The sequence below is a fragment of the Paenibacillus qinlingensis genome, from assembly GCF_013204845.1.
GTDB classification, from domain to species: Bacteria; Bacillota; Bacilli; order Paenibacillales; family NBRC-103111; genus Paenibacillus_E; species Paenibacillus_E qinlingensis.
In genome coordinates this window covers 111934-125562 of sequence record NZ_JABMKY010000005.1, presented here as the reverse complement: position 1 = coordinate 125562, position 13629 = coordinate 111934, and the positions used below count along the sequence as shown (strand labels likewise).

The window sequence follows — 13629 nt, the reverse complement described above, 5'->3', positions numbered from 1 at the left end:
ACATGAACCCAGCCCAATCCAGAGCTTGATTCATGTTCTTATATTACTCACTACAAGGCACAATGCATAGCCCTTCTTCATCCTCTGCGACCCCAAGCAGAACAATTCCTGGACGCGTTCGGAATGGCGCAGTGCGATCGTTGCCAAAAAATGTTGACATAAGTCTGCCGTCATGAGCAATAAACATCGTTCCGTGGCCGCCATGCGGAACTGCCAATCGCCTTGGGGTGTACGGTCCGTACAGCTCATCCGCTACCGCATACATCAAATCGTAGGTACCGTCGACGCGTTTATCACCATTCCATTCTGCTGCCCCCAGAATATACTTGCTTTTATATTTCACGATGAAGGCACCTTCGTAACCTACGCGCTGCCCGTCGGAGCATATTAGTTTACGAGGGTCTTCCGCAAAGCCTGTCATGTTCGTCTTCATCCTGGCAATTTTACCGTCCTGCCAAATAAAATAGACTTGACCGTCCTCATCTTGGAACAGGCTGGAGTCAATATCCGTATTCGTCATGCGTCCCATATCGATATAGGGTCCCTCTGCTTGTCCAGTAATACTTTTAATCATCCCCGTACCACCGCCTTGAAGTGAATACGTAATCCAAAATGTATCATACACAAATATCATCTCTGGTGCCCACAGACACGGGTTCTCATAAATATTGTTCTCCCAAGTGCCATTCTCGAACAAATCCCATACCTTCGCTACATGGTGCCATTCCTTCAAATCTTGTGAACGCCACACATGAAGCTGGTTATTTCGGTCCCAAAAATTGTGATGCGGCTTATCCGACGTCCCCGTCAAATAATAAGTGCCATCTGGCCCTGTGCTAATATGCGGATCACGAATCGGAAAGTCAGCGATGGGCTTTAGAGTTCCTACCCCACCTTTTTCAAGTAATACGTCCTCACTTGGTCGAATAAAGCCTGGATTTACCACGCACATTGGTAATAAGGAAGGATAATGCTCGACTAGTGAATAGCTGCCACATCCCGAAAAAGAGGCATACAATTGATTGTCTATATCTGTAAATATCGAGATTTGACCGCCATGAGGAAGTGCCAAATATCGCCGACTATAGGGACCATAAATCGACTCGCTCACCGCGACGAAGGTATCTACAGCATCGCTCCCCATCCTAGCAAGGGCATCTGCGCAGAACATGTAGTAATACCCGTCCCTTTTGTATAAAAAGGCCCCATACGTTCCTACCTGTACATGCTGACTAAACGAGGGATGATCTTCCCGCCCCGCAACCTTCCAAGGCTGAACCTCTGCCATTCGAGGGGATTCCACTAGACCTGTCAGATCCTCCGTCATTCGAGCGATGTTGCCATTGCCATAAACCCAATAAACGGCTCCATCTTCATCCTCGAACAGCGAAGCATCCTGCCCGTCATCCGTTATTTTCCCCATATCTCGAAATGGACCTTGAACAGAAGCAGACAAGCTTCGAAGCAATCCCGTGCCGCCTTCCTTTAATCCGTAGGTAATCCAGAACGCGCCTTTTACATAGTGGATTTCCGGAGAGCAAATGCCGTTTGATCCTTCACTTGCCTTCTGCCACGTGCCGTCTTTCTCCAAACTCCATACGGTATTCGGTTCGCTCCATGACTTGAAGTCGGGGGAGGTCCACACCTGTATATTTGAGCCATCCGTAGTTCCAGTCAAATAGTACATATAATCAGGTCCCTTACAAATACTCGCATCACTTAACGAGACATCTAGGATTCGTTCTATGGGTAAGGCAGATTCCGAATATCCTGTACACGCTGACCATTCCGTCTCTGGATGCGGGGGCTGCTTAATAAAATCGTTCTTCATTTCGATGATTCCTTTCATCTATCTGGTTGTGTTTGTAGGATAAGTATACCGCCCTTTGTGCAAACGCTTAATAGAGAAAGAGGTGTGTGTGGTGAGGAAAAGGGACATCGATAAACGAATATAGGTGTTGATCTGAATCGTGGGTTCTTGGTAGAATTACCGCAAGAAGAATCGTTATAAACGAATCCTCACCCCAGATGAAGAAAGGAATTCCTCATATCCGTAATGTTAAATAAACCTAGCAAGTCCGGGCCTATCTATCACCTGCCAGTAGTAGGGGATTCCCCTCCACTGAGTGTGCAGTTTCTAGGAATTAATTATTGCGAGAAGGATTACAGGAACATCCGTACGCTTGCTACGATTACTGTTTTCGGTTTTGTATTATCAGGTCAAGGTGTTGTTAGAGTCGGTACCCAATCCTATACAGCTTGTCAGGGGGACCTATTTATCCTCCCAGCAAGTTGCTACCATGAGGTTACATCGGACATCAATCACGAGGAGCAATGGAGTTACATCTGGCTGAATATTAGTGGGAACTGGCTGATAAAGATGCTCGAAGCTTATCAATTACTCTCCCATATCGTGACTAAGGACAGCGGGCTAGCGCATTTGTTTAATGAGGCTATTGAAGCTGCACAGCGCAAATCCGTCGAGGACATGCAAACCGAGCTTCAAATTATCCTCATGCGAATGATCGTAGGCCTCTCTGAAAAGTTGCGTAAAAGAGGTAATGCCTTAACATCAAGCGTACAAGCTATCAAGCAATTTCTGGATAACAGCATCCTTCATCCTTTCGACTCGCGCGGGCTCTCCTCCCATATTGGCCTATCCATGAAACAAATGAATCGCTTATTTAAACGAGAAATCGGAACAACCATCTATAACTATGTCATTACTAAAAAAATAGAATCCGCTAAACTGATGCTCCTCGACACACGACTAACCATTAGTGATATTGGTTATAAGCTGGGATATGAGGATCCGCATTATTTTTCGAACCTGTTCCATAGTAAAACCAGCGTAAGACCAAGCGACTTTCGTAGGATATTTAGTCAAAATGGATAGGAGAGGAAGGCATTTTCTGATTATGTGGACGCCAAAAAGCCATAGACCAACATCGTCTACGGCTTTTTCATGTCAATTAATAACATCTATCAGTTCTTAGAAAGATTTCTATCTCCAACGAAAGAGTTCAACTGCTCTAGTAAATTGCCTCCACCATTAAAAGAAATCGTCCCGATTTTCTCGCAAATCTTCTCTAGGAATTCAAGCTCCTTCAACCGGAACAGGGTTTGGTTCTCATCCATAAGTTTAGCTGTATTCAACAAGCTTCTCGTAGAAGCAGTCTCCTCACGCCGCGTGATGAGATTGGCTTGAGCTTTCTTCTCAGCCAACAAGACTGTATTCAGGATGTCTTTTATCTCACCTGGCAAAATAATATCTTTGACTCCAGCCGACAAGAATTGTACGCCATAATCTAGACTTTTCTCATTCAAGCGTGACAATACGTAGCTGGTGATTTCCTGTTTCATTTTCAGCAAATCATCTAATTTCAAAGTACCCACATACTCACGTAAGACAAGTTGCAATTGAATGTACATTTGTTCTTCAAATGATTTGATTTCAAGCGCCCGAAGTGGATTCACAATGCGATATTGGCACACAAAGTTAAGTCGCAGGGTTACCTTATCCTCCGTCATCATTTCTTGCCCTGTCATATCCATTTGCTGTTGACGCAGGTCCACGGTTTTCACAGTGACGCCTATGGGTCCCTTCCAGAAATAGTATTTGCCAGGAGCTAGCTCCTTCTGCATGACATGATTATAAAATAATGCGCCACTTTCGTGACTAGCCACATCAAATGTTTGATAGTAACCGATTAGCTTTGGAATGATAACTGAATCAATGTCAGTGGGTAATTCAGGATTTCGTATATCTGCACGAAGATAAGTATGCTCTTTCAGGACATTCCAAAAAGCATATCTTCCAGCTGTCAACAATCCCACGAATTTGCCATCTTCATAATGCAGCACATACTCATTGTCTTGAACCTGAATAGTATCCAGCTCTTTGATGAGTATTTCGTCATGCATAAACAACGGAAGATCTTTTCCTTTTACATGAAAAGAGTTCATGATATTTAGTGTCTCTACATGATCATCTGCAAATGGTGACAACCGATACGTGCCTGGTTGTAAACTTTTATAATAACTGCCTTTACGAAAAAGCAGTCCTCGTTCGTCATTGTGTATCGTCACTTTTTTAAACATAATAAACCTCCTTGAATGTTAGATCACGTAGTTGGAGTCCTCCTGCGATGAAGGCGGAATTCTGCTTAAGTATGCAAGTACAGCGTAATGCTATTTGCAAGTAGTTGAAAAAGTTAGGTTTTTCACTAGCAAACCGTCTCTCTTCCGTTATTTACAAATGGTTTTACACATTCTTACAATCGGTATCCGCAGATTGCAGAGCCGTAGCGCAGTGTGCAATTTGAATGCCACAGAAGACTCCAGTACACGATCAAATAGAATATTCGTTTGCTCGATTAAAAGTCGAGTGCTCTACCACTGAGCTAATCGTTCCACACGATAGGGGATTCGAACCCCTGCATTTGGGGAATGTACGCCGAAATGACAATACAGGATACAAACACATAGAGATGTGTGAGCACTGCCGGACTATTTGAAATCCTAGCCTAGGTAAAGTCATCCGTACTTACATCCACAGCTATCATCTCTTATTTCCGTAAGAACGAACATGGTGAAAGTATGGCGACTGGTCAAAAGTTTTCCTTTTTTAATGCAAAAAGGACTCTCCATCTTGCACAGAGAGTCCTTTCATAGCCACTATATCCGAGTTATCAGAAAAGATGCTTTTGTGTTACAGCCGGAATAGGTCAAGCATGTCCCCTAGACAACATGTTCTTGACTACTTGCAAATCATACATTAACCGCTCGTAGGCAGGAAATGGCGCATGGCATTCCAAGGTGATCCAGCCGTTATAACCGACTTCTTTGAGCGCATCGAACACAGGTTGATGGTCAGCTTCCCCCTCGCCCAAGCGACTTTGCAGAAACGCTTCTTCTCCGCGATGCGTCAAGTTAAGGAAAGTGCCTGGTGCACCAACCTCCGTCACGCGAATTTCATCTTTAACATGAACATGGAACAAATGCTTGTCCAGATTCACTATTGAATCCCTGCCATAATCCGTTTCCGTAATATACATATTACCAGCGTCATGAATCATCCCAACATTGTCATGTTCAATCAAATTCAATAGCTTCAAGCTGCTATCAACGGTTTCTACTAGCGATTCATTATGAATTTCAAGCACAATTTTCATGTCAAGTTTCTGAGCCGCCTCAGCACATTTATTCAGCCAGTGAGCCGCTTTGGCATAGTGGTAGTCGTCTGCCATGAAAGCATTGGGCCCTCCAGGGGATACCCGAATCATGGAAGATCCCAGCTCTCCGCCAATGTCCAACAAACGATTAAAATCGCCAAATGCTTGCTTACACTCTTGATCGCTAGCCGTCGAGAAGCCGCCCATATATCCGGCAAGCACCGGAATTTCCAGTCCCAGATCCGCTGCTAGCGCCTTGATTTCCTGGATTCTCGGAGTACTGGTTGTCGGGGAAAGATGTGGCTCGCGAGCAGCAATTTCAATCCCATCCATGCCCAACTTTTTGGTTAACTTCATAGCTTCTTGAATACTGTGTGCTATAAAAACACCACTAAATGCTGCAAATTTCAATGATATCTCCTCCTACGGATGAAGTTTATTTGGCTTAATAACACGTTCCCAAGCAACTTCTGATTCTGTCTCCTACTATATCAACAATGCTTTTCTTAAAGTTGACTTTTCTTTCGAAGAAAATAGGCATTTTTAATGCTTCTCACGAATTCAATGGACAGCGAAAAGCGTTGATGAACTGTTTGTGATGCAAAGTTCTGATTCATCATCATGTAATTACTAGCCTAGACAGCTTAAGAGCAGAACTTAATTACAAGCGGATGCGTCGCATCCAGCCTGAGCCCACCAGTAAAACGTATCTCAATTCCTTCTATTGTGTACGCCAAGCTAGCGCCATTCCTTTGAATTTGTTTAATTCCAACGAGTTGCTCCATAGGAAATTTAAATACCTTTAAGTCAAGTTGCCCACCTAAAATGTGTAGGAGCATTTCCTCCGAATTCTTCTCGAAGGTCCCCCAGCCTGCATCGAGCGACCAGAATGCGCGGAATATCTCCTCTTCTGATTGCACGGGGGTAAAACCAATCATACCTTCAACCATATTGTACTCAAATCCGCTGAAAGCCTGCAGCAAGGAGTAGCTGGCCATCGATCTGGCGTAATTACTGCCACACTCTATTTCGTTCCACGGATTGCGCTTTTCGCCATCATAACGATTACGAATAGCTTCCACGATGGATATCCCCTCTTCGATGAATCCTTCCTGAATCATGTGCGAGGCTGCTTGATATTCAAAGCCCGTCATGGTTTCCGTGTTGTACGTCAATGGAATCGCGGGTTTATATATGCCTTCGGGCCATGTGCAGATCACGAGTCCCCCCTCGTCACCCAGCGAGAACAGTCTCCACGTATTAGCCTCTTGTCTCATACTGACTTTAAAATTATTACGATAAAGCGATTGCAACGCAGTCCGTGTTTGACCCCTATCAAAAATTTCTCCTAGCCCAGATAAATTTGCATGCCACTGTGCAATGACCTGGTCGATAACACAGCCTTCGGCAACCTGATATTTGATTTCACCCAATTCCTCATTCCAATATTGACGAACCGTTTCGACGTCGAATTGATCTAGCAAGGATTTATCCGATAAATCCACTTGTTGAACGTAGTACTGACCATTAAATAAGTGCTCGTCGACCCACTTTTTACCGGTATGAAATAAGTTACTGAACTCCTCTGATATCGCTTGATCACCTAAGAATTCCGCCATCTCAGCTCCCGCTTTGAGTGCAGCCAAATAAAACCCGCTCAACCAAGAGTTGGGACCATAAAGCTCCATATCCAATGTATGGTGTTGTCTGCCCACAAGGACTCCTCTCTTTTCGGTATCCCATTTGTCCTCATTGGAATCTGACCACGCGTAAGTAATTGATTGCTTGATTGCGGGCCAGACAGAACGCAACCACGCCGTATCTCCTGAGATTTTCCAATCTCGATAAGCTTTCATGACTCCGCCGAATTGTCCGTCCGCACAAGCACGGAAGTCCATCCTCTCGCGTCCTAGCGGGAGCATCAAGCGGAACGACATTCTGCCATCCTCGCGTTGGTTGTACGTGAAATCAAGATTTCTCATGCTGCGTTCCAGTTTGGGGAACAAAAATGGCAACGCGTATGCATAGTTCCACACATGTGTACAGGATCCTTCGCAGCACCCAGTATCCTCGATGACGCCCTCAAATCCGTAAAAGGAACCATCGGTCAGACGTAAGCTCGTCGCCGACTTGAGAACCGATAAATTCGCGGAAACCGCATCTTTCACAACATCAGGCACCGTCGAAGAAAACAGAGCTTCTTTAAATGTAATTGTTGCTTCGTATAAATCATTCCAATGCCTGAGAGCATACTGCGCACTTGCCCGAGAATCCTCAAACAGAGTTGCATAGTAATTTCGCCAAACGTTAGGACCATTCAGATTGGGATTCCAATAATTGTTCACATTCGGGAAATTCCAACTAATTGTGAATCTGATCTTTGTCTTCTCGCCAGGCATCAGCTCCGTATGCGCAGCTAGCGAGGCCGTATCTTTCCTACGCATGGGAGACTCATCCTCGCGATACAGTCTGTTGCACAAGTGCCCAAACTGCGTGAAGTCATGCCAGAACATCTCCAAATTATCGCACCATCCGCCACGATACCAATATTCTTGGTAGCTAATATGTGCCGCATCTGTAGCAACCGTTATATCCCCATAGAACGGATCTCCGGGGTCAAACTGGTTTGATCCTAACTTAAGCGAATGAATGCCATCGCTTTCGCTATATTGGTGTACAATCTTATCGGTCGGTATCGGATTACCAGCAGAGAGACATAGCGTATAGGTGAGCGGTTCATCCCCTATATTCTCCAGTTCCCACTCGAAGAAAGCAGCCGGTATACTCGAATCGTCCTCTTGAAGGGGAATGAACGGGTTCCATGCTACTAATTCAATCCGACCTGGGAACTTCGAATCCGTGAACGACATTTCGGCCAAAGGGAATTCTCCCCTGAACTCGACTTCTTCGAAATGCGGCATGCCTGCCATCGTTTCGCTCTCTGGTCCGAAGCCATATCCGCTATGTAAGGGGGCTTTTCGAACATATTCACCAACGTAAGACGTTTGTAAATCTCCGTTTAACACACGTGCATCCACCACTTTCCCATGTCGCTCTGCCTTTACAGCAAAGTGACTAAAACCGTTGAAACTTTTTTTGCTCGGGCGATTAAAAATTTCCCAGTCCACTAATCTTCCATTCCCCGACAAGCCAATACATCCGCTTCCTATTCCACCTAAAGGAAAACTGATTTCTCTTGTTTTTATGCCTTTATATGCGTTTTTCATGTATTTACTCCCTTGGTAAAATGATATACTGAAGTCATCAACTCCCTTTATCATAATGGAAAAGTAGATTGAATTCTTTGTGGATAAGACGCTTTTTTTATGTAAAAAACAACTGCATTAGCTTCCAGGATGAGGTGTACTGCTTGTGATTTTAGAAAATTATGCGATTGCTCCGTTCATTCGTATCGCGGGTTATGCCATCCGGCCTCCGTTTGTTTTAGGAGAACGTAACTTGCTGGATTACATCCTCTTTTATGTGCAAGAAGGTCAGTTTGAGATTCGTCTGGGCAATGACATACATCTATTGAACGAAGGCGACCTTTGCCTGTTTCAGCCTGGTGATGTGCACACCATTAAGGGGATTACCCCTACGATTAATCCGTATATTCATCTTGATTTTTTCTATAATCCTTTGAGAGAAAGCAGCTTTGTAACTCTACCCGGGCAATTGGACATGACTCCCTACACCTCTTATATGCAACCTAGGATGCATGATTGCCAGGATCTCCGGATTCCCTTTAAGCTGGAGACAGCCCACTCGAGTAAAATGAGAGATCTGGTGCTGAAGATGATCGCGTGCTGGCAGTCACAAACGTATATAGGTGTCATGGAAGCCAATCAGCTTGCCCACGAATGGCTGACGTCTGTATTCAAAATCTACATGAAACCACAAACGGCATCGTTATCGCCTCAGCCTTTTTTGAACTGGATAACGTCTTACTTTGCTTTCCACATTTCCGAACCCATTAACGTCATCGATATGGCAAGGAGAGCCGGGCTTTCACCTTCTAGATTTAATGTACTCTTCAAACAGCATTTTGGCACGACGCCTTACCAATATTTGTTGCATTTACGCATCGAGCATGCGCGGGAGTTAATAAACGAAGGCGTCTCTATTCAGAAAGTGAGCGACTACTGCGGCTTTACGGACGTTCATCATTTCTCCAAAACGTTTAAATCTATCATGAATATTAGTCCTGGTTATTATAGAAAAAAAAGGCCGCCGGGCAGCTAACGCCCGGCGACCAATGTCTGCCTTTTTATCAATGAATCGGCTTACGTTTGAATAATAAGTACAAGAAGAACGGGGCGCCGATCCCCGCTGTGAATACCCCTGCTGGTATGTCTAGCGGCATGAACAGCATACGTCCGGCCAAATCAGCCAACAGAAGAAGAATCGCGCCGACTAAAGCAGAAACAGGAATCACTAGCGAATACGAATTGCCTACGAGCCTGCGAGCGATATGTGGGGACATGAGGCCAAGGAATGAAATCATCCCTGCCACCCCGACAGCCGCACCTGCGAGTGCTACACTGTAGAGCAGCACCATGATGCGGGTAATCTGGAGCCGGCTGCCAAGCCCCGTAGCCAATGCATCGCCTAGGGACTGAATCGTCAGTTCTTTGGCATACACAAAGGAAAGCGGGATAAAGACAATAATCCAAGGAGAGATGACTCCCACATACTTCCAGCTTATCCCGTAGATGCTGCCCGTCATCCAGTTCAACACCTGGGCCGCTAAATAGGCCGGCCCACTGATGAGCAAAAACATGGTCAGCGCTCCCAAAGCGGTCGAGAGGCCAAGGCCAATGAGCACAAGCCTGTAGGTCGATACGCCTCGCTTCCAGGCAAGGGTATAATTGATCAAGACCGCAAGCAGCGCCCCGATCACCGCAACGACTGGTACCCAATGTACGCTGTAACCAGAGAACAGTGTGAGGAAGGCAACAGTTGCTGCCGATGCGCCACCGGTAACGCCGAGAATGTCCGGTGAAGCGAGTGGATTCCGAATCACACCCTGCAGCAGAGCGCCGGATACAGCAAGTGCCGCACCGATTAAGATTGCGGCAAGAATTCGCGGTAGACGGAATTTAAGGAGAATCAGTTCTGAGCTTCCCATGTTTTGCCCGGTTAACGTGCGAAAGACATCCCTCATCGGGATATTTACACTACCGACAGAGAGGCAGAACATCGAAAGCACGATCATCCCGAGAAGTAAACTAATAATGATTAGAACGGATCTTCTAGATCGTGTGTTAGTCATGTTCCTTCCTCCTTGCTGCATGTACCAGAAAAGGAACACCGAGCATCGCCGTCGCAATTCCGACGGGAACCTCCTTTGGCATCAGGACGAAACGCGCAGCAAGATCCGCCGCCACAAGCAGCACGGCTCCGTATATGGCGCAGCAAGGCAGCAGCCAACGATGATCTTGGCCAATCAGCGACCGGCACAGATGTGGGACGATCAGTCCGACGAACGCGATTGGACCGGCGGCTGACACTGAGCTCCCGGCAAGCAAGACAACCGCAAGAGAGGACAGCAGCCGCACAAGTGTCACCCTTTGACCCAGCCCCCGAGCACTATCCTCGCCTAACATGATAATGTTAAGAGAATTGGATAAAAGCAGCGCGAGGCCAATACCAATTGCCATGTAGGGAGCTACCGCAAACAAATGCTCCAATTTCCTCCCCGATACGGAGCCGATCATCCAGAACAAGGCCGTATCCAGCGACTGTTTATTAATCAGAATTAATCCAGACGTAATGGACGAGGCAAAAGCCCCCATAGCCGCACCAGCCAGCGTCAACTTGACCGGCTCGAACCAACTGCCCCGCATAGCCATTGCGTAGACGCAAACCGCGACGAACATGGCACCGGCAAAAGCGATCCAAATCATCGAATTCATCGTCAGTGACGATCCATACAGGACCAGCCCGATGACGATAAATAGGGAAGCTCCAGCATTAATGCCGAATACGGAAGGTGAAGCCAACGGGTTTCGAGTTAACACTTGCATAACGGCGCCGGCTACCGCGAGGCATGCGCCAACGGCAGCTGCGACCAGAACCCGGGGCACCCGGGTCGTTCTAAGAATCAGATGCTCGTTCGAGCCGTCGAAATGCCTGTAACTCTCCCACAAATTGCTAAACCCGAACATTTGCGCGCCAAGTAACACGCTAGCTGTTGCTAGTACGAGCAGAAACACAGCTCCTGCCGTCAATCCAATGATCTTGCTTTGGCGCTTATGGAGCAAAGAGGCCGAATTATTTGACATCGAAATACTTGATCAATTCATCCAACAGCAAGTTAGCCGCTTTGTATCCACCTGCAGAGTTCCATATTCCTTCATCGACTTGAATGACTTTACCTATTTTCGCTGCGTTCAAGTTTTTAAATAACGGATCATTCTGCCATTCCTTCACCACATTCGCAGCATCTGTCTTCCCTTTCGCTTCCGTGACGAAGTAGAACAGAACATCTCCGTCCATTTTGGCGATATTTTCTTTATTCAAGACTTCAATGAAAGAGTCCTTGTCCTGTGACTCGGGACGTGCAATGCCCAGTTGGCCAAGCAGTACGCCGGCAAATGTCTGTTTCTGATAAATACGCACCTGCGATGCCGAGAAACGCACCAGCGAAACTTTCGTTGCCGCTTTCGTGCCAAGCTTCGCTTTCACTTCTGCTACACGTTTATCGAAAGCAGCCATCGCTTTCTCGCCTTCATCCTTCTTGTTTACCGCTTCTGAGTAAAGTTTGAAATTGACTTTCCAATCTCCAACTAAGTCCGCAGCGAACACTGTAGGAGCAATTTGCTTCAGCTGATCGTAAATTTTCTCCTGTCTCACTTTGTTTCCGATAATCAAATCCGGTTTCAAGCTAGCGATCAATTCAAGATTCGGCTGCAATTCATCTCCGACTACCGTTACATTCTGCATATCATTCTTAATATGGTCATACCACGGTTCGCCAAGCCAAGACATCACAGCTCCAATCGGCTTCACGCCAACCGCAAGCAACGCTTCCGTCCCCTCATTGGTCAAAATAACGACGCGGGATGGTGTACCTTTAATTGTCGTTTCCCCCATCGCATGTTTAATGACGCGCGTAGTATCGGCTTCCTTATTTACTGCGGCCGTTGGAGAACTGCTCGTAGCTGGGGCCTGTGTCACTCCATTGGTTGGGGCTGGTGTTACCGTTGATCCCGTTGAACAAGCGCTGAGCATTAATGCGAAACAGATGACGACCATCGTTGTCACCCAGGCTCTTGATTTTTTATACATCTGTGCATTTCCCTCTTTCATATAGTGATAATGATTCTCATAACCATTACTACTATAGCGTCTAAGTCCGCTTGCCACAATGGAATATGTCGACGTCGGGAATGGATTATAACGACGTAATTCACGGTCATTCGACTCTTTAAACCTTTTGGGAGATACACCTTCCTGCTTTTTGAAAATCCGACTGAAATAATAACTATCCGCGTAGCCGACACTCTCCGAAATCTCTTTCAGCGTTCTGTCGGTATAGATGAGAAGCTCCTTCGCCTTGTTCACCCGCAGCTGGATCAAATACTCGATTGGACTTGTACCCATCTGACTTTTGAATAAACGGAGCAATTGTCTGGACGTACATTCCAGCGTGTCAGCCAGTTCTTCCAGCGACAACGCTTCCTGATAATGTTCCTCCATATAATAAACGGCTTGACTCACAAGATCGGGCTGGATGATCTCCACACCTTGTTCATGTAACTGTTCTACCAACTCGTAAAGCAATTGATAGAATAACGTCTTCACCTTAAATTTATCAAGCGGACTGGGTGCCTGCCAAATTTGATGCATATGCTCCAGCTTCTGCAACCAAGAGATCGGATACTTAGGCGACAAACTATAGCGCAGCTGGAATGGATTCTCGCGCTCCATGAGATGGACCAGCTCATATCGGCTCGGAAGCGGCAATATTGCCTTGTACAGCACCATAAAATACTCCAGCTGCTCGGCCGCTGCAATGTCTAATCTAAGCCCCTTCCCAACGTGCAGAACATGGAATCGTTGCATGCGGCTTTCGATTCCGTCTATATGAAGTCGGGCACTGCCTTCAGTGACATATAGGAAAGCACTCGTTGGGACGCGATAACCGCGCATCACTTCACCAGGTTCCAGCAGCATGCGGCGAACGTCCATCACTCGGATGAGAACATGATTCCACAACACGAGATGGTCGTTAATTTTCATATATCGGTCATTCCTTTCTTTCCAACTATTGATACTATCATAGCACAATTGAGAATAGTTCTCACTATTAATTAGAGCTAGAATAAAAAATGCCATGGTCATCTCCCGCATGAGATGACCATGGCGTTGTACTAACATTCTAGGCAGGGGTAGCATACGGCGTAAGATTGTGGTTGGTTTGGGCTTGCGAACGCAAGGTGACTGCCGATTC

General features: G+C 46.1%; 9 protein-coding genes. 2 read left to right on the top strand and 7 right to left on the bottom strand.

Going from position 1 to position 13629, the window contains the following annotated elements:
* Positions 1–43: 43 nt before the first annotated feature.
* Positions 44–1831 (bottom strand): family 43 glycosylhydrolase, encoded by a 1788-nt coding sequence (locus HQN88_RS12595; protein ID WP_173111904.1) that lies wholly within the window; start codon positions 1829–1831, stop codon positions 44–46.
* Positions 1832–2056: 225 nt separating this feature from the next.
* Between HQN88_RS12595 and HQN88_RS12590 the strand changes: the two genes are divergently transcribed.
* Positions 2057–2896 (top strand): helix-turn-helix domain-containing protein, encoded by an 840-nt coding sequence (locus HQN88_RS12590; protein ID WP_173111901.1) that lies wholly within the window; start codon positions 2057–2059, stop codon positions 2894–2896.
* 89 nt (positions 2897–2985) lie between these two features.
* Here the strand turns inward: HQN88_RS12590 and HQN88_RS12585 are convergent, their stop codons facing one another.
* From HQN88_RS12585 to HQN88_RS12575, 3 genes are all read right to left on the bottom strand, one after another.
* Positions 2986–4101, bottom strand: coding sequence for a slipin family protein (locus HQN88_RS12585; RefSeq protein ID WP_173111898.1), 1116 nt, complete (start codon positions 4099–4101; stop codon positions 2986–2988).
* A gap of 626 nt (positions 4102–4727) precedes the next feature.
* Positions 4728–5585, bottom strand: coding sequence for a sugar phosphate isomerase/epimerase family protein (locus HQN88_RS12580; protein WP_173111895.1), 858 nt, complete (start codon positions 5583–5585; stop codon positions 4728–4730).
* 233 nt (positions 5586–5818) lie between these two features.
* Positions 5819–8401: a GH116 family glycosyl-hydrolase gene (locus HQN88_RS12575; protein ID WP_173111892.1), complete on the bottom strand. Its 2583-nt coding sequence runs from the start codon at positions 8399–8401 to the stop codon at positions 5819–5821.
* 145 nt (positions 8402–8546) lie between these two features.
* Here HQN88_RS12575 and HQN88_RS12570 point away from each other — a divergent pair, with 145 nt between their 5' ends.
* Positions 8547–9416 carry an AraC family transcriptional regulator gene (locus tag HQN88_RS12570; RefSeq protein WP_173111889.1) on the top strand — a complete coding sequence of 290 codons (870 nt, stop codon included), beginning with the start codon at positions 8547–8549 and terminating at the stop codon, positions 9414–9416.
* A gap of 28 nt (positions 9417–9444) precedes the next feature.
* On the opposite strand, the gene HQN88_RS12565 is transcribed toward HQN88_RS12570, so the two are convergent.
* From HQN88_RS12565 to HQN88_RS12555, 3 genes are read right to left on the bottom strand one after another with little or no spacing between them, the layout of a single operon-like run.
* Complete coding sequence (locus tag HQN88_RS12565) at positions 9445–10446, bottom strand: FecCD family ABC transporter permease (RefSeq protein ID WP_173111886.1); 1002 nt, start codon at positions 10444–10446, stop codon at positions 9445–9447.
* Positions 10439–11458 carry a FecCD family ABC transporter permease gene (locus HQN88_RS12560; RefSeq protein WP_173111883.1) on the bottom strand — a complete coding sequence of 340 codons (1020 nt, stop codon included), beginning with the start codon at positions 11456–11458 and terminating at the stop codon, positions 10439–10441. The genes HQN88_RS12565 and HQN88_RS12560 overlap by 8 nt, the downstream gene beginning before the upstream one ends.
* Positions 11448–13418: an ABC transporter substrate-binding protein gene (locus HQN88_RS12555; protein ID WP_173111880.1), complete on the bottom strand. Its 1971-nt coding sequence runs from the start codon at positions 13416–13418 to the stop codon at positions 11448–11450. The genes HQN88_RS12560 and HQN88_RS12555 overlap by 11 nt, the downstream gene beginning before the upstream one ends.
* Between the last annotated feature and the right edge of the window lie 211 nt (positions 13419–13629).